The organism is Bacteroidales bacterium (genome assembly GCA_035299085.1).
GTDB lineage: Bacteria > Bacteroidota > Bacteroidia > Bacteroidales > UBA10428 > UBA5072.
Window position 1 is genome coordinate 153,431 of sequence record DATGXG010000024.1, and the last position, 17,396, is coordinate 170,826.

Below are 17,396 nucleotides of genomic sequence, written 5' to 3' on the forward strand. Positions count from 1 at the left end.
TTCCATTTGAAACAACCTTGAAACAACCTTGAAACAACCTTGAAACAACCTTGAAACAACCTAAAACTCCACCTCCGGCGGAATCAGTTTATACATCACCGGTGTCACAAGCCTTGCCAGCAGGGTTGAGGTGATCAGACCTCCTATAATTACCCAGGCCAGGGGAGAATAGATACCTGACTTGCTCAGGGCAATAGGCAGCAATCCGCCTATAGCCGTCAAAGTGGTTAGCAGAACCGGGAGAAAGCGGATCTCCCCTGCCTTAATGATGGCTTCATCCAGCGGTGTCCCCTTCTGGCGGAGCTGGTTGGTGAAATCGACAAGCAATATGGAATTCTTGATTTCAATGCCGATCAGTGCAACAAACCCGATGGCTGCTGAAAATGAAAGGGTATAACCGGTAAGGAACAGCATCAGGATACCTCCCACTACACCTAGAGGAATGACGGATAAAACAATCAGAGTCCCTTTGAATGTGCGGAATTCAAGGATGAGAATGGCAAAGATCCCGAAAATAGCAACCAGAATGGCTGAACCGATCCCCGCAAAGCTTTCCTGCCGGCTTTTTATTTCACCTGTGGGTATTATCTTATATCCGGCCGGCAACCTGAGCTTGCTGATCTTACCCAGAATCTCACGGGTTACTTTATCGGTATTATAACCGGTTTGCACAAAGGATGAAAGGGTGGCACAACGCTCCTTGTCGTAATGCTGAATGAGTGTGGGTGATTTTTCAAAATCAATGACTGAAAGCTGAGACAACGGGATTTGTGCACCGGATAAGGAAGAAACATAAATGTAGTCGAGTGATTCCAGTGTATTGGCGTCCCCTTTCGGCAATCTGACATTGATCGGATGTTCGGTTCCATCAGGTTCCCTGTAATAACCGGCCCTGATACCGGCCAGTGCAAGGCGTATGGTTCTGTCTATTTCAACTGAAGGAACACCGAAAATCCCGGCTTTCCCCTCGTTTACATTGATTTGCAAATCGGTGAGCGACTGGCTGAGTGGATTCTTTGTATAAATAGTTCCATTTGTTGTTTTCATGATCTTCTCAATCCGGTTTGTCAGGGATTGCAAGGTATCAAGATCATCACCGACAATCCGCATGGCTATTGGAGCTTCAACCGGTGCGCCGTTCTCAAATTCATATACATAGATCCTGGCATTTACATAAGTATTCAACGTATCTCTCAGATGATCAAGAAAAGCTGTGATTTCGGGCTGTGATTTCGGTTTCATTTCACACAGCAGCTCTCCCAGGTTGTTCTGCTCGCTTTTTTGAAAGGTGTTATAATAAATTGTGGGATTCCCTTTCCCGATATTCGACATATACCACGTTATATCCGGTTTGTTGCGAACGACTGATTCAACAAAACGAACAGCCTTGTCTGTCTCCCGGATCGTACTCCCCTTTGGCGTTTCAACAGTGATAAGGAACTGTTTCATTCCTGCTTTGGGAAACAGGCTGAATCCGATCACCGGGATCAGGTACAGGGAGCCGATAAATATAATAGCTGCCATGATCACTGTTTTTACCGGATTCTGAAGTGACCATTGCAATGCCCTGGCATAGGTAAAGTCGATTCCTTTATTGAGCGCCTGCAATACCCTGTTTCCGTGGGGATCCACATCACCTTTAAGCACTTTGCTTGAAATGAAGGGAATAACGGTTAAGGCGACAAGCAGGGAACCGATGATCACATATACAACCGAAACAGGCAGCACCATCATATACTGTCCGGCCATACCCGGCAGAAACATAAGCGGAAGAAAAGCAAAAATCAGGGTTGCGGTGCACCCCAGAACGGCCGGACCAATTTGTCGCGTTGCCATGATAGCCGCATCAAAGGGTTTATGTCCTTCCCTGATCCATCTTGAAATATTCTCTACTACTACAATGGAATCGTCAACAAGCAGGCCCAGTGCAATAACTCCACCCACAATGCTGAGCTGGTTGATGCTGTATCCTGTAAAATACAATCCGGTAAGTCCGATGAGAATTGAAAGAGGAATAGATATCATTACAATGCCGGAAGCTCTTAGCCCGAGCGGCAAAAGTGTGAGAAGAACAAGCAATATCGCAAACATAAAGTCAAACTGGAGACGGCCCAGTTTTGCGGAAACATTTTTCGCCTGGTCAAAACCCCTTTCAAGTTTCACACCTGCAGGGAGTGTCTTTTCAAATTCGTCGAATTTCTGATAAATCAAATCCCTTGTAGCATGAATGTTCTGCATTTGCTTCATGCTGGCTATAAGAAAGACGGCCTTTTTTCCGTTGTACCGGCCAAAATACCGCAGGTCTTCATAGTTCCATTCCACACGAGCAATATCTTTCAGATACACAACCTGACCCTGGCTTGAACCCACTATTGTGTTTTCTACCTCGGAAATGTTTTCATAGTTCCCGCTTGTTTTAATATTGAATTTGCGGGGGCCCATTTCAATGCTGCCGCCCGGTATATTCGCATTTTCGCTCTGTATTGCACCAATAACCTGGCTGATGGAAAGCTTTAATTGTGACAGTCTGGGAAGGTCCAAAGCAATGCGGAGTTCCTGTTCGGGACATGCCACTACATCCGCCTTGTTGATGCCCGGAATGGATGCAATCTGATCTCTTATTTTTTCGCCATATTTCTTTAAATCCGCATACGACATGGCTTCTGAAACAAGTGCACTCTGAATGATATTGGTATTGCCGGCAGAAACCTTAACCACATCCAGGCTGTACAAGCCTTCAGGCATAGATGGCCTTACCGTATTTATCTGCCTTGAAACTTCATCAAACTTCTTATCAGGATCCGTTCGTGAGGCAAATTCAATTACAGTGGCTGAAACCCCGTCCTTGATAGTACTTTCAAGCCGAATTACATCATCCAGCTCACTAAGGCTTTTTTCAATTTTATCAACCACCAGTTTTTCCATATCGGCCGGTGAAGCACCGGGATATATAGCATAAACAGGGACAAGCGGAACATCAAATTCGGGATCTTCCGATTGCGGAATGGTTAGTAAAGAATATAGGCCCAATGCAATCAGCAGGAGAAATACAACCAGGGTGAACTGGTAATTTTTAACGGCAATTTCGGTAATTTTCATGGCGCATTATTTAACAACGGTTACTTTATCGCCATCCGATAAATAAGCTGAGCCTTCAGTGACAAGGGTCTCGTTTCCGTTTATCCCGCCGTCAACCGCTATCCAGGTGTCATAAATACCGGAAATTTCAACCTTTTTCTTATGAACTTTTGAAGAATCGTCCACTGTAAAAACAAAACCGGTTTTGCCTTCAGCCTCGACTAGCGATTCAACAGGAATTTTATAATATGATTCGGCCCCAGAAGGTGTTATTTCAACATTGGCTATGAACCCTGTCGCCAGTTTTTGAGGAATATCATCCAGGTCCATTTCAAGTTCATAGGTTCCGGTTGTCAGGTTGGCCGCTTCCGTAATTTGGCTTACCCTGGCACTGTATTCTTTACCGGGGTAAGCATCAAATGTGACTTTTGCCCTGTCGCCTGTTGAAATCCTTACATAATCACGATCGGCCAAACCTGCCTTTATTTTCCAATGACCGCCCGTTGTTCCCAATACAAAAACCGGGTAACCGGCGGCGATCATTTCATGAGCCTCTGCAAGTCTTTTCAGAATGACACCGTCATCCGGTGCCAGGATACTTGAATGTTGCCGGTTAAACCGGGCTGCCTCAAGCACAGCACCGGCCACATTATATGCAGTCTGTGCATTCTGATACAGTTCAAGGGTTATCACACTGTCGGCATAAAGGTTCTTTGCCCTTGCCAGGTCGCGGGATGCTTTTTCAAACCCGTTCTCTGCCTGCAAAACCTGGGCATCAATTTCAGACATATTTAATGTAGCCAACAATGTTCCCTTTTTCACGCGGGCTCCTTCTTCAAACAACACACGGTCAATGATACCGCCGGTTTTAAATGACAATTTGATCTCACTCGCAGGCACCACAATGCCACTTGCCCTTACCGGGAAGGCAAATTTCTGGCTGTCAACAACGGATGTTTTCACAAGCAACCTGGTTTCAGGTTTCTGCTGGCTTTCCGGTTGTCTGCATGATATGAAAAAGGAGGCAATGAGGATAAAGGTTAATAAAGTTTTCATTTCAGTTATTGTTTTCGGGTATATCGACGGCAATTATATTATCAAAATCGGCTTTCTTTGAAAGGCATGTATATTTTGATATGATCAGGTTTTCCTCTGCCTGTGTCAATGTATTCCGGGCATCCATGTATTCAATGAGACTGGCCTGTCCTTCACTGTATTTTTTATTTACTATGCGGAAGCCCTCGCTTGCAGTGGCCAGTTGCTCTTTCGCGGCTTCGAAGCCGGTTTCGGATGTACGCATGTCCTCAAAAGCACTTATAACCTGCAGGCTTATGCGGCTCCTCACCTCTTCAAGCTGCTTATCAACCTGGTCGCTTGCGATGAGAGACTGTTTGATCTTTGACTTGTTCTGTAGCCCGGCAAAAAGGTCCCAGGTCAATACAGCTGAAGCCTGGAGATAATCCTGGTTTTTGTTGAATCGGTATTTTTCTCCCTGGAAACCGTAATCAGCCACAACGAGAATATCCGGAAGCCTTGCTGCCCTGTTCATATTCACCGCCATATCGGAAATCTTCCGGTATTGTTCGAGGTTTTTAATTTCTTCCCGGTTTTTACCGGCCATATCAATAAAATCAGAAACCATACCTGAAGGAGCAACCCATTCACCGGGATCTTCCACGGTTATCGAATCTTTTAACGGCCGGTTCAGAAGAAAATTGAAATAGGCACCTGCCAGTTCTGCATTCTTATGAGCATTGTTCAATTGCTGATCAAATTTATGAAGCTCGGTTTCAGAGCGCAACAATACATCGCGGGTCACCTTATTATTTTCAAACAGGCTTTTATTGATCCTGATGTTCTCAAGAAGCAGGCTCCGTGTGCTGTTCAACATGGTCAGCACATTTTGTGACATGCACAAGTTGTAATATGCTTTTTTGATCTCAGCCACAAGCTCGCGCTTGTATTGTTCAATATTGATTTGTTCGGTAACCGTTTGCTCTCGCTTAATTCGGGCGTTATAATAAATATCCGTATTAAAGAGAGGCTGTACCAGCCTGAGTTTGGTTTCATGCTCAGTGGGCCTCAGAAAAGCAATCTCCTGGTTTTCAAGAACCGGAAACTGGTTTGAAGAAGTAAGCTGGTTGAGTGTCATATAAACCGGGTTCAGCAGATCACCTACCGGGAATTCAATAACACGGCCGCCTTCTGAAACCGTATACCGGGCATTTACCGAAACGGAAGGATAGAAAAGACCTCTTGCCTGTTTCAATTGCTGCAGGCTCATTTCATAATTGTTTTGCTTTTGCTGTAAAGCCAGGTTGTTTTGAAGACCGGTTTTAATATAATCCTGCAGTACAGGCTGAGCCGACAACTGAGTTAACCAGAAAAGTAATCCTATAACCAAATGAGATTTCATGGATAAATAGTTTAGATACTTAATTATTTTCAATACTCCGACATTTGCTTCATGTTTTCGTAAATCGTAGAGAAAAGATTTTTGATGAGAATAATATCTTCTTTTGAAGCATTTTCATATAATTTTTCGGCGAACACAAATCGTTCCTTCTCAAATTCTTCATACTTCTGGTTAATAATGTACCCTTTATCCGAAAGTCTCAGATTCACCTCTTTCTTATTTTTGGCCTTATAGCGGGCTATATATCGCTTACTGACAAGCCGTTTAATTGTTTGTGAAATAGCACCCTTGGTGACACCGGAAATTTCGGCGAGTTGCGTTACATTAATTTCAGGATTGGCAGCAATGTAATGCATGGCATGAATTTCAGTCACATAAAGCAGGTCACCGGTTCCAAAATCCCTGGGTTTTTTGTCAATTACCGAATATAAATGAAGGATCCGGGTAAAGAGGTCAATCATCGAATGCAATTCCTCATTCATAATAAATATTGTTTAGATACTTAACAAAAGTATATATTATTTAGATACTAAACTATTTTTCTGTTATTTTTTGATTCTGTTTGTAGGATACGCTAACCATTAATTTTATAACTTCCCTCCCTTTAAAAGAAAATCCATGAAAATATTCCGGTTCTTGGCTTATTCAGGTATGGTTTGCCTGCTGTTCTTTACATCCTGTAAGAAAAATACTGAAAAACTTTATCTTGGAGTTCCGGTATCGCAAATTGACAGCCAGCTGACCAGTCTGTTGGAAAACTTCTATCCGCGGATTATTGACACTCTTCACGGCGGTTACTGGACCAATCTTGAAAACGACTGGACCCTGTCAGAGGACCAGGATAAGATGCTTGTAACCCAGGCCCGGGGTTTATGGACTGCAGCAAAAGCCGCTCAGATGTTTCCGGATAACCTGGTTTACAGGAAAGCCGCGGATCACGGGTTTACATTTCTGACAAAACAGATGTGGGACAGCATTCATGGTGGTTTCTATGAGAATTACTTTCCGGATTCAATTCAAAAGGCAGATCCTTCGTTTAAGCTAACCTATGGCAATGCTTTTGCACTTTATGCGTTGTCGGAATATGCCCTGGTTAACAAGGAAAAGGATGTCACTGACTGGGTGAGAAAATCATTTAACTGGCTTGAAACGGAAATGCATGATCCGGAATTAAAAGGTTATTATAATCTCTGGATACCTTCTGATAATTACAAGGAAGAAGCGCTGAAAAAAGCCGGGTGGGGAAATGCCGACTGGAAAGACCAGAACACAAGCATTCACTTGATGGAAGCGCTAACTGCTGCATACAGGGTACTTCCGGAACAGGCTGTAAAGGACAGGTTAACAGAAATGCTTGAACTGGTGCGTGACACCATGACAACTTCAGAAGGTTATCTCCGGCTGTTCTTCACTAAAAACTGGCAACCCATAAGCCTGAGCGATTCTTCAAGAGATTATATTATTAAAAAACCCTACTTCGACCATATCTCATTCGGGCACAATATTGAAACCGCGTATTTGCTGGTGGATGCCTCAGAAGCCCTGTATGGGTCGCCCGATTCAGTCACGCTTAACGTGGCAACCAAACTGATTGACCATACAATAAAGAATGGATTTGATAAAGATTTTTATGGATTGTTTGATAAGGGTTACCGGTTTAAGCCCTCAGAAAATATTGAAGTGATCGACAGCGCAAAAGTATGGTGGGCACAGGCTGAAGCCTGGCATGCTCTGGCATTGTTCTCCGGAATTTATCCTGAAAACACCGTTTACCCGGACGCATTCAAAAAAATGTGGTATTATATCAATCACCATGTAATTGATCACCAATATGGCGGATGGTATAACAGCGGTACAGACAGCGATCCTCAGACTATAGGGCAAAGAAAAGCCCACGCCTGGAAAAGTTGTTACCATGACGGAAGGGCGTTGATGATGGTGATGAAATATGCTTCGGAGAAGTAGTTCAAGTTAAGCAATCTTTGAACGGAAATGCTAGGCGAAGTTTTCAACTTCGTCTGAACGGAATTTCATTAAATGTTAATTACCTATTAGTTACGTATAGACGAAGTCACAGACTTCGCCTAGCCCAGTTTGAAAATAGTTTGAAAATGGTTTGAAAGAAGTTTGAAAGAAGTTTGAAAGAAAGAGTTTTAATTATATCATTCAAACGGTTTCATTCAAACGATTTCAACCCTTCCCTGAAACTAACCCCGTACTTTTCCAACTCACAAAGTACAGGCTCATAAATTTCCTTTACTGTCGGAATCAGCACGCCGGTTAGTTTGATCTGTCCGGTTAAAATCATTTTGGCCGCAATGGCAAGCGGAAGGCCTACAGTTTTGGCCATTGCCGTATTTTCCTGGTCCTCGCCAAGCACCACAAGTGAGGATGTAAGCAGTTGCTTTTCGCCTGACTCCCTGCTTTTGTAAATGAACTTGTGCCACATCACCAGCATATCCTTATCGCCCGGTTCCAGCGCCCATTTTTCGCAAATGAGCTTTTCGAGTATCTGTGCAGGTGTGGCATCTTTCAAACCGATTTTTACATTATCAAAAATACCCAGCCATTCCAGTTTTTCACGCACATCTGAATCCTGGTCGATGTGCATGTATTGATAAAGTTTGGTTTTTACCGGATCTTCAAGACTGTAATAAAGAAATGAATTGATGAATTCCTTATAAGTCATTTCTTCGGTATTAAAGAGGGTGAACGAATCATCGGTGGCACCAAGCTGAACAAACACATCCCAGGCCCTGCAAAAACCGGGACGCCTCAGCGTACCCCTGTAAACCGTGGGTACATCCTGAAGGCTATATTTTTCAATATACTTAATGGAGTCCCTGTTGGCATATCCTTCGAATTTGCCGTATCCTTCAATGTCGATCACCTCTGTCCTGCGGAACAACCTGTGATAGGGAATGTATTTGTACCGGCCTTCCTGTATAAAACGTGCCGGTCCGCCCTGGCCGGCCAGAACAACATTCCGCGGGTTCCAGGTGATCTTGTAATGCCACGGGTTGTTATCCGATTCAGGTGCGATCAGTCCCCCCGTGAATGTTTCAAAACAAAGCAGTTCATGCCCTTCTTCCCTTATGCGATTGATCACTCTCATGGCAGACATATGGTCGATTCCCGGATCCACGCCCATTTCATTCAGGAAAAGCAGCTGGTGCGACTTTACCTGCGTATCCATTTCACCCATTTCATGGGAAACATACGAAGCGGTAAGCATATTTCGCCCGTATTTAAGGCAGGCTCTTGCCACCACGGGGTGAAACATGGCCGGTAGCATAGAGATAACAAGGTCCGCATCCTGTATTGCCTGGTGAAGGGACTGTTCATCAAAGACATCCATCTTTACCCTGACGGTAACCTCGTTATCGGGAATTTCCGGTTCTGTTCGGTCGGCTATGGTTAGTTTCCAGTTGTATTCACCGGCGTGTTGTTCCAGGTAAGTGATCAGGGCGGAAGTTGACCGGCCGGAGCCAAAAATGAAAATGTTTTTCATAAGAAGGATGTCAGATTTGATTTACCCATGGATCCAGGTAGTTAAATAACTGTGTCAGGTTACCATTCCGGGTTATTGTGGCTCTCTCGAGGATTTTCTCAGGATCATTGCCTGACAAAAGGGGCAAAACACTCTTCATTATGTTGTGCCCGAAATCGGTTGATGCCTCCCTGGGCAGACCATTGGGAAGGTTATCAATTGCCATCACCGTAATGTTATCTTTTGATAAGAAAGGCAATTCAGCACTACCCGTAACCGGGTTATAATCGTAATACGGATCTTCAAAACGGGTTGTCTGAATAGTACTAGGCACCGAACCGTTCAGGTCACATGTAATATCGGCAATAACCCGGATCCTGAAATCGTCGTTCAACATCAGTTCTTTCTCAAACAACAAGGGAGCCCGTGGATCCCAATAAGCAGCCATAATCAGGATGTCAGTCAGGCTGCAAAACCGCTGAAAATCGGATTTGTATTCATGGGGATTCTGAAAGAAGTGTTTCAGATCGAATTCCGGATTATTCCTGTGCTTATTATACTTTTCCGGATCAAGTTGTACATAAACAGGTTGTTCGTAGATCCTGTGCTCAAGGAACTCATCTACAGAAATTTTTCTGACGGCGAATGCGTTGAGCATTTCTTCAGCACCACCGGCGACCCGACCATCACCGGTGAGGGCAATTTTACCATGAGGCAAAGAATATCCTGCTGCTAACTGCATCATCGTTTGCAGCGACCCGATCTCGTGTGGCAAGGGAAGCGGATTCATTCCCAACCTGATTCCATATGCCCGGATACCGTGATAAGCGCCGACAAGTCCGGCCCACCTGCCAAACCCGATGATTCGTATCCCCTTTACATCTGTAAGTAATTCATAATCGATAAGCGAAATCTTTTTCTCAATGATGGCTTTGAGCAGCTTGCGGTTATGCTCCTGCTTTTTAGCTGTATGCGAAAAAATACAATACGTCTTACCGGCCAGTAATTCATCGGTTTTTACTTCTTTTACGCCGAATAAAATATCGCAGTCGCTGAGATCTTCATTGACGGAAATTCCGGCCTGCCTGTACAATTCATCAGGGAAGCAGCGTTGCAAAGAGGGCTGAACGATTACTGCAATTCCGGGAAATTCCTCCTGCACCATTTTACATTGTTGGGGCGTAAGCGGAACCCGGGTATCTACGGGTGTTTTCGTTTCACGAAGTATACCGATTTTCATAGGATAAGGTTAGCCGGGGTCTAGACATCAAACTGAATACCTTGTGCCAGGGGTAACTGGCTTCCGTAATTGATTGTATTCGTTTGCCGTCGCATATAAGCCTTCCAGGCATCGGAACCGGATTCCCTTCCTCCTCCGGTGTCTTTTTCTCCGCCAAATGCACCGCCGATTTCTGCACCTGAAGTCCCGATGTTCACATTGGCAATCCCGCAATCTGATCCACTGTGTGCTAAAAAATGTTCGGCTTCAAGCAGGTTGGTTGTAAATATGGCTGATGACAGTCCCTGTGGAACGGAATTATGAAATTCTATAGCCTGATCAATCGTTTTATACCGGATGAGATACAGCAACGGGGCAAACGTTTCTTCCTGCACTATCGGGAAATGATTCTCGGCTTCGGCAATACAGGGCACCACATAGCAGCCTGATTTGCAATCACTGCTTTCGTATGGAGTACCTCCGTACACAATAGTACCACCTGATTTTTTTACTGTCTCAACAGCATTGAAAAACGTTTCTGCCGCCTGCCTATCGATCAATGGTCCCACATGAACGCCCGGATCAAGAGGATTTCCGATTTTCAGGCTCTTGTAGATAGCCACAAGACGATCACGGAAAGTATCATAAACAGATTCATGCAGAATAATCCTTCGGGTGGAAGTGCAACGTTGTCCGGCAGTTCCTACAGCACCAAATGCAACTGCCCTTAAAGCCAGCTCCATGTTCGCATGTCCAGTTACAATGATTGCGTTGTTTCCGCCCAGTTCAAGAATCGTTTTTCCCAGCCTTTCACCAACTATGCGTCCTGCCTGTTTACCGATCCTCGTAGAACCCGTGAACGATATCAAGGGAAGATCGGGATCCCTGAACACTTCATCACCAAGATATTTTGAACTGGTGGCTACGAGGTTGAGAACTCCCTCCGGTACCTGGTTATCCCTGAGTACCTTTTCCACAATCTTATGTACGGCAATGGCACATAGCAAAACTTTAGAAGAGGGTTTCCAAAGTACTGTATCACCGCAGGCCATGGCAATAAAGGCATTCCATGACCAAACGGCTACCGGGAAATTGAAAGCGGAAATTACCCCTACAACACCGAGAGGATGGTATTGCTCGTACATGCGATGGTCGGGCCGTTCGGAATGCATGGTCAGGCCATAAAGCTGCCGTGAAAGACCCACGGCAAAATCGGCGATATCAATCATCTCCTGGACTTCTCCGAGCCCTTCCTGGTAAATCTTTCCCATCTCCCAGCTCACCAGCATGCCAAGAGGTTCTTTATATTTACGAAGTTCAAGGCCGATCTGCCGGACGATCTCTCCTCTTTTCGGTGCCGGTACCTCACGCCAGGTGAGGAACGCCTTTTTGGCTCTTCTCATCACAGCTTCGTAATCCTGCTTTGTTGCCTGCACGACATCGGCAATGGATTTACCATCCGCGGGTGAATACGAAGTCAGACGATCACCTGAAGTTTTAAACCAGTCGGTTCCTGTACATGCGCCATAATTTACTTCTTCAATACCTAGTTTCTGAAGGGCTTGCCTGATATTTTCCATATAGGTTCTTTTTGATATCGATCACATTTTACTATTTCTGATACTGTTCAACAATCCGCCTGCTCTGAGTATTTCAAGAAGCTTCTCAGGCAAAGGCGTGAAACCGAATTCCTGTTGTCCGATCTGTATTTTCCCTTTGTCCCAGTAAATGGTCACCTTGTCACCCTTTTTGAAAGCATCAACAGCCTCAGGAATCACCAGGATAGGTAATCCCTGGTTAATGGCCGACCTGAAAAATATCCTGGAGACCGATTTAACGATAATTGCCTGAACACCGGCATGGGCAAATCCAACAGCAGGATGCTCGCGTGAACTCCCGCATCCGAAGTTTTCCCCGCAGACCAGGATATCACCTGCGCTCACCTTTGAAGCAAAAGAAGCATCAAAACCTTTAAGGAGATGTGGTGAAATTTTTTCGGGTGATGAACTGTTGATCTCATAGGTTAGATTGCCGGCAAACATCTGATCGGTATTCAGGTTATCCGCATCTTTATAATCCCAGACTCCGTTCGAATAACGGTTTTCACCTTCAGGAACAGTTACAGTGGATGACTGTTCAATATGAAAAGGATACTTTTTGCCGGAAACCGGGACGGCCGGGGATGTGATTTTTCCATTTATCGCAGAAGCCGCCACTGTAGCGGGCGAAGCCAGGTATATCGAAGCTTTGGGATTGCCCATTCGCCCTATGAAATTACGGTTTGCCGTTGAAATCACATTTATCCCGTCGGCTGGTATACCCTGACCCGTTCCCAGGCATGGTCCGCATGAAGGGGTCAGAATATTGGCTCCGGATGAAAGGAATATTTCAATGAATCCTTCTTTAACTGCCTGTAGGTAGATTTCACGGGAAGCGGGAACAATGAGAAGTTGCACATCCCGGGCAATATTTTTGTCTTTCAAAATGGAAGCAGCCACCCTGAGATCCTCTATTCTCCCGTTTGTGCAGGTACCGATGAGGGCCATTTCTACCGGTGTGCCTTCAACCTCTTCCACGCATTTAATGTTGTCCACATGGTGCGGGCATGCAACAACGGGTGAAAGAGAAGATAAATCAACTGATATTTCTTTGATATAGTTGGCATCAGGGTCAGCCCATATTCCCTCAATATGTTGGTTAAGAAAAGCCGCAAGGATTTCATCAGGCGGGAAAACGGCATTTTTCGCACCCATTTCCGAAGCCAGGTTAGCAATTGTCATCCTGTCGGAAACTGTAAGTGTTTTAACTCCTTCACCGTGATACTCAACCGACAGATAATCGGCACCGCTCGATCCGATCATGCCCATTAAAAACAACGCAAGGTCTTTGGCATATACATGATCCGGGAGCTTTCCATTAAGTGAAATTTTCAAAGAATCCGGAACCCTGAACCAGGTTTCTTCCTGCTTCCATAAGCCGGCGGTCTCAGTTCTGTCAATTCCTGCTGCAAAGGCGTTAAATGCCCCGGCAGTGCAGGTGTGGCTGTCGCTTCCCACGATCAACATTCCGGGCCTCGCATAATGTGCCATCATCTGGTGACAGATTCCTTCACCGGCATCATGAAACCGGCTGATTCCCTGATTATGCGCAAACTGCCTTATCTGCCTGTAATCGTTTGACAATTTGCTGTTGGTAGGAGGAGCATTATGGTCAAGCACAACCATTAACTGCTGCGGATCCCCTACCCTGGCTCCGGCGGATTCAGCCGTATCAGTGAACATCTTTCTGAAAGTGCTTTCAATACTGGCTGTATTATCATGGGTAAGGACAATATCCGGTTTTTTAAAGACAATGGTCCCGGCACCCGCCCCCAGAATTTTTTCTGCAAAAGTTTTTCCCTTCATATTCAGAACCCATTAGATGAGGAGTAAATCCCCTTTTTCATAAATTTCTTTTTGAATGGATGAAAATTCAGAGATCTTCACTGTCTTATCATTCCGAAGGTTTTTCAGTATGCTTTTCTGCATATCGATCTCGATTTCATCGCCATCCCTTACCTGTATTTTTTCAATGGACGTATAGGTAAAAACAGGAAAGCCCGCGTTAATGGCATTACGTTCATAAATAGAACCGAATGATCGTGCGAGGATCGCCTGTACACCAAGGGCCCTGAAACAATCCACCGCATGTTGCCTTGAACTGCCCGATCCGAAATTGTTGCCTGTTATGATGATATCTCCTTCCCTTGCATGGGCGGCAAAATGTTCAAATCCCTTGAGGTTTCCGAAGGCATACTGGCCCATCTCCTCTGTTCTGGTAACAGCAAGATGCCGGTTATGATAAATCATGTCGGTATCTATGTTATCACGCTCAATGATCCATACCCTGCCCTTCAGAATGAACGGTTTTATATTTCTTTCCTGTTTGACAGATTCGGTTTTCGATATGTTTTCATGTTTTGTAACCGGTGTATTGTAACCCACAGGGTGTTCAGGAATTTTATCAGCGGTTGTAATAAAACCTGCAACCGCTGAAGCTGCCGCGGTGGCGACGGATGACAGGTAAACATCGCCTTTGCCCTGTTTCCCTTCGAAATTCCGGTTACCTGTACTGATGGTTCTCTCTCCGGGGCCATTCTGCCCGATCTGACCGGAAGCACACCCTGCACATCCGGCGCTTCCCACCAATGCCCCGGCTGCCTTGAATATGGCAATCAGACCTTGCTGTAAACAGGAATTCCAGATTTCGTCGGTTGCGGGAACAATTTTCAGAACAACACCCGGTGCCACATGGCGGCCTTTAAGAATGGCGGCTGCGGTTTGCATATCTTCCATTCTCCCGTTTGTACAACTTCCGATAAACACAGAATCTATTTTAGTGTTCCTCACTTCGTCCACAAAAACCACATTGTGCGGTTGTCCCGGCAGGGAAACAGCCGGCCTGAATGCCGACAGGTCAAGAGTTATGGAGTTGGCATAGCGGGCGCTGTTATCGGAATAAACCGGGTTAATGGTTTCGTATGAACGTGACTTGCAGTATTCAATCACAGCGTTTGAAGGCGGGAAAAGCAATGCAATGGCTCCCATCTCGGTTGCCATGGATGAAATGGTGATCCGCTCGTCAAGCGTAAGATTTTCGGTATCCATGCCATAGATCTCAACGGCATAACCCAGGAGACCGTCTGCACCGAAATGCCTGAGCATATTAAGGGCAATGTCTTTGGCAGAAACCAATTCAGGTTTATAACCCTGGAGAATGACTTTAATAGTTTCAGGAACCTTGAACCATACAGATCCTCGTGACCAGGCTGCTGCAATGTCGCGGTCTCCCATTCCCTGTCCGAATGCTCCGATGGCACCGAGAATATTGGCATGTGAATCGGTTGACACCAGTGTACAGCCGGGTTCAGCCAGTCCGTCATCAATGGCAAGGTGAGTGCCGATACCCATGTTGATATCATATACCCGGATGCCGTTTTGGCGGGCAAACATTCTGCATTTTTGCTGGTTTGCTGCATATAACTGGTCCGAACCTGTCGGGTTACAGTCGAATGTAAAAAATGTCTTATCGGGATCCGCTATCTTTAACTGGTTTGACTGAAGGTTCTGAACCACTCCCGCACCCCCGAAGTCGCGTGCAAGCCTCACGTCAATCAGCACATCCACAATTTCACCGGGTTTTACCGATTTTTTCCCCGAATGTGCAGCGAGTATTTTTTCAATGATTGTCATTTTGTTTTGTTTTTAAACGGCAAAAACGTCATAAAATCGGCATGATGCACTATATAAGCTTCTGTTGAACGCTTTACAAGATCACCCTCTGCTGCATGGGCAGCAATGATGTGACATACTTCGGGCGGCACCCCGCATTGCTCGGCAAGTGAAACGCCCGAAAAGGGGTGTCTCAGGTATTCGCCGTATTTTCCCTGCCGGCTGTTGCCCTTTTCATCGAGTTCATATTCAAGAAGTTTTCCCACATCGGCGAGAATGGCACCTGCTATCAGTACATCCATGTTCACGGGCATTTCTTTACCGAAAAATTTTGCGAACTGGTTTCCGCAGTCCCTTGCAATATGCACAACCGCTCTTTTATGATCCATAAAGCTTACTTTAAGATCGGGTCCTGCCAGCAATGTAAAAGGAATCCTGTAAAGATCACCGGTGCTGAGAACACTTTTATCAAGCGCCAGTTTCCATGTGGCTGCTGTTTTTTCCCTGAGATCCGTGTCTGTGATCCAGTTGAGTTCCGGCCAGAGGTTATAGATTTCATTCATGTTCGATTTTCTTTATCCTCGTCATTGCGAGGAGCTTGACAAAATATTGATTATAGTCTTTATCCAAGTCGACGAAGCAATCTGCCAGCACAGGCATTAGCTCATTCAAAGCTATGTCAGACTGTCTTTGCTACGTTTTGCCTGTTCGGGCAGATTGCTTCTGACCGTAGGAACCGGTCATCGCAATGACGATCTTTTTCCGGCACCTCTCTCCTTTCACCTCTCACCTCTCCTTACTTTTTTAATAATCTCCTCCGCCATCTGCGCCGTAGAAGCGGCTCCCTGTTTAACCGCATCAGGACTGCCTTTCATTTTCATCATATCGTAGGTTCTGACTTTCCCTTCGAGAATAACATCGGCAATGGCTTTCCTTATGGTAGCGGCAATATCCGTTTCTCCGAGATGATCCAGCATCATGCAGGCTGACTCAATCATGGCTATCGGGTTTACTATTGAGACCGGGTATTCAGCGTATTTTGGCGCTGAGCCATGGGTGGGCTCAAAAACCGCCACATTTTCACCAATGTTAGCGCTGCAGGCAAAACCTAATCCGCCTATCAGTCCGGCAAAACCATCGGATACGATATCGCCGAACATGTTACCGGCCACGATAACCCCGTAATCTTCCGGGTTCTTTGTAAGCCACATCATTTGCGCATCAATATTGGTATTCCACAGTTCAATGCCGGGATAGGACGCCTGCATCTTTTTTGCCATGTTATACATCATACCCGATGTTTCGCGAATGACATTGGGTTTTTCACAGAGCGTGACGGATTTATACCCGTGGGTTTTTGCATGCTCAAAAGCAGCATGCAGGATTCGTTCTGTGGCTTTCCGGGTAAATATCCGTGTTGAAACGGCAATTTCATCTTTGGGGACATTGCCGAAATTTTTGACGAAGTTCTTATGGGTCCGCAACGCTTCATACACAATTCCATCCGGTTTGCTCCATTCAACACCGCAGTACAGGCCTTCTGTGTTCTGCCTGAAAATAACCACATCAACCATCGGCTCTTCGATTTCTCCTTTGCTGCCGCGACGTATAAAATTCAGGGGATTGCCCTTATACGATTTGCAGGGTCTTATGCAGATATCAAGGTCGAAATGCTGACGCATACCCACTATGGGACTGGCATAAATAAGACCTTTATCCCGCAAAGCAGGTGAAAGTTCAGCCGCTGCTTCCTCTTTAGGTTTGGAAGTGATAGCACCAAAAATCCCAATTTTATGCTGTTCGAGCAACCGGATCGTGCGGTCGGGCAAAGCGTTTCCTTCACTGCACCAGAAATCCCACCCTATATCTCCCTGAACATAATTTGCTTTGAATCCGGCTGCATCAAGCACTCTCAGTGCCTCCTGCATGACTACTTTTCCAATCCCGTCGCCGGGCATCACTACGATTGTCGGTTGAAACATA

General features: G+C 45.4%; 12 protein-coding genes. 1 reads left to right on the plus strand and 11 read right to left on the minus strand.

The features are described 5' to 3' along the window. Positions 1-60: 60 nt before the first annotated feature. Genes VK179_07075 through VK179_07090 form a run of 4 tightly spaced genes read right to left on the minus strand, consistent with a single transcriptional unit; the run spans position 61 to position 5,976 of the window. Positions 61-3,099: an efflux RND transporter permease subunit gene (locus VK179_07075; GenBank protein HLO58486.1), complete on the minus strand. Its 3,039-nt coding sequence runs from the start codon at positions 3,097-3,099 to the stop codon at positions 61-63. A 6-nt stretch (positions 3,100-3,105) separates the two neighbouring features. Further along, positions 3,106-4,134, minus strand: a complete 1,029-nt coding sequence (locus VK179_07080; protein ID HLO58487.1) for an efflux RND transporter periplasmic adaptor subunit — start codon at positions 4,132-4,134, stop codon at positions 3,106-3,108. A 1-nt stretch (position 4,135) separates the two neighbouring features. Further along, positions 4,136-5,494: a TolC family protein gene (locus tag VK179_07085; protein ID HLO58488.1), complete on the minus strand. Its 1,359-nt coding sequence runs from the start codon at positions 5,492-5,494 to the stop codon at positions 4,136-4,138. 29 nt (positions 5,495-5,523) lie between these two features. Further along, on the minus strand, positions 5,524-5,976 hold the full coding sequence (locus tag VK179_07090) for a MarR family transcriptional regulator (protein HLO58489.1): 453 nt from the start codon (positions 5,974-5,976) through the stop codon (positions 5,524-5,526). A 136-nt stretch (positions 5,977-6,112) separates the two neighbouring features. Here VK179_07090 and VK179_07095 point away from each other — a divergent pair, with 136 nt between their 5' ends. Continuing rightward, positions 6,113-7,459, plus strand: coding sequence for an AGE family epimerase/isomerase (locus tag VK179_07095; GenBank protein ID HLO58490.1), 1,347 nt, complete (start codon positions 6,113-6,115; stop codon positions 7,457-7,459). A 211-nt stretch (positions 7,460-7,670) separates the two neighbouring features. Here the strand turns inward: VK179_07095 and VK179_07100 are convergent, their stop codons facing one another. The 7 genes from VK179_07100 to VK179_07130 all read right to left on the minus strand — a co-directional run bounded on the left by VK179_07100 (position 7,671) and on the right by VK179_07130 (position 17,395). Continuing rightward, positions 7,671-9,005, minus strand: a complete 1,335-nt coding sequence (locus VK179_07100; protein ID HLO58491.1) for a saccharopine dehydrogenase family protein — start codon at positions 9,003-9,005, stop codon at positions 7,671-7,673. 10 nt (positions 9,006-9,015) lie between these two features. After that, entirely contained in the window at positions 9,016-10,224 is a 1,209-nt protein-coding gene (locus VK179_07105; protein HLO58492.1) for an NAD(P)-dependent oxidoreductase, read from the minus strand. A gap of 20 nt (positions 10,225-10,244) precedes the next feature. Then, complete coding sequence (locus VK179_07110; protein HLO58493.1) at positions 10,245-11,783, minus strand: aldehyde dehydrogenase family protein; 1,539 nt, start codon at positions 11,781-11,783, stop codon at positions 10,245-10,247. 21 nt (positions 11,784-11,804) lie between these two features. Continuing rightward, positions 11,805-13,607 carry an aconitase/3-isopropylmalate dehydratase large subunit family protein gene (locus VK179_07115; GenBank protein HLO58494.1) on the minus strand — a complete coding sequence of 601 codons (1,803 nt, stop codon included), beginning with the start codon at positions 13,605-13,607 and terminating at the stop codon, positions 11,805-11,807. 12 nt (positions 13,608-13,619) lie between these two features. Further along, positions 13,620-15,434, minus strand: coding sequence for an aconitase/3-isopropylmalate dehydratase large subunit family protein (locus VK179_07120; GenBank protein ID HLO58495.1), 1,815 nt, complete (start codon positions 15,432-15,434; stop codon positions 13,620-13,622). Further along, a complete protein-coding gene (locus VK179_07125) occupies positions 15,431-15,976 on the minus strand; it encodes an HDIG domain-containing protein (protein HLO58496.1) in 546 nt (181 codons plus the stop codon). The genes VK179_07120 and VK179_07125 overlap by 4 nt, the downstream gene beginning before the upstream one ends. Positions 15,977-16,192: 216 nt before the next feature. Beyond that, positions 16,193-17,395, minus strand: coding sequence for an isocitrate/isopropylmalate family dehydrogenase (locus VK179_07130; protein HLO58497.1), 1,203 nt, complete (start codon positions 17,393-17,395; stop codon positions 16,193-16,195). Between the last annotated feature and the right edge of the window lies 1 nt (position 17,396).

What these genes read in the sequence shown, in the direction of transcription:
- VK179_07110 (HLO58493.1), bottom strand. Translation starts at nt 11,783, where the DNA reads ATGGAAAATATCAGGCAAGCCCTTCAGAAACTAGGTATTGAAGAAGTA.
- VK179_07115 (HLO58494.1), bottom strand. Translation starts at nt 13,607, where the DNA reads ATGAAGGGAAAAACTTTTGCAGAAAAAATTCTGGGGGCGGGTGCCGGG.
- VK179_07120 (HLO58495.1), bottom strand. Translation starts at nt 15,434, where the DNA reads ATGACAATCATTGAAAAAATACTCGCTGCACATTCGGGGAAAAAATCG.
- VK179_07075 (HLO58486.1), bottom strand. Translation starts at nt 3,099, where the DNA reads ATGAAAATTACCGAAATTGCCGTTAAAAATTACCAGTTCACCCTGGTT.
- VK179_07125 (HLO58496.1), bottom strand. Translation starts at nt 15,976, where the DNA reads ATGAATGAAATCTATAACCTCTGGCCGGAACTCAACTGGATCACAGAC.
- VK179_07080 (HLO58487.1), bottom strand. Translation starts at nt 4,134, where the DNA reads ATGAAAACTTTATTAACCTTTATCCTCATTGCCTCCTTTTTCATATCA.
- VK179_07130 (HLO58497.1), bottom strand. Translation starts at nt 17,395, where the DNA reads ATGTTTCAACCGACAATCGTAGTGATGCCCGGCGACGGGATTGGAAAA.
- VK179_07100 (HLO58491.1), bottom strand. Translation starts at nt 9,005, where the DNA reads ATGAAAAACATTTTCATTTTTGGCTCCGGCCGGTCAACTTCCGCCCTG.
- VK179_07085 (HLO58488.1), bottom strand. Translation starts at nt 5,494, where the DNA reads ATGAAATCTCATTTGGTTATAGGATTACTTTTCTGGTTAACTCAGTTG.
- VK179_07095 (HLO58490.1), top strand. Translation starts at nt 6,113, where the DNA reads ATGAAAATATTCCGGTTCTTGGCTTATTCAGGTATGGTTTGCCTGCTG.
- VK179_07090 (HLO58489.1), bottom strand. Translation starts at nt 5,976, where the DNA reads ATGAATGAGGAATTGCATTCGATGATTGACCTCTTTACCCGGATCCTT.
- VK179_07105 (HLO58492.1), bottom strand. Translation starts at nt 10,224, where the DNA reads ATGAAAATCGGTATACTTCGTGAAACGAAAACACCCGTAGATACCCGG.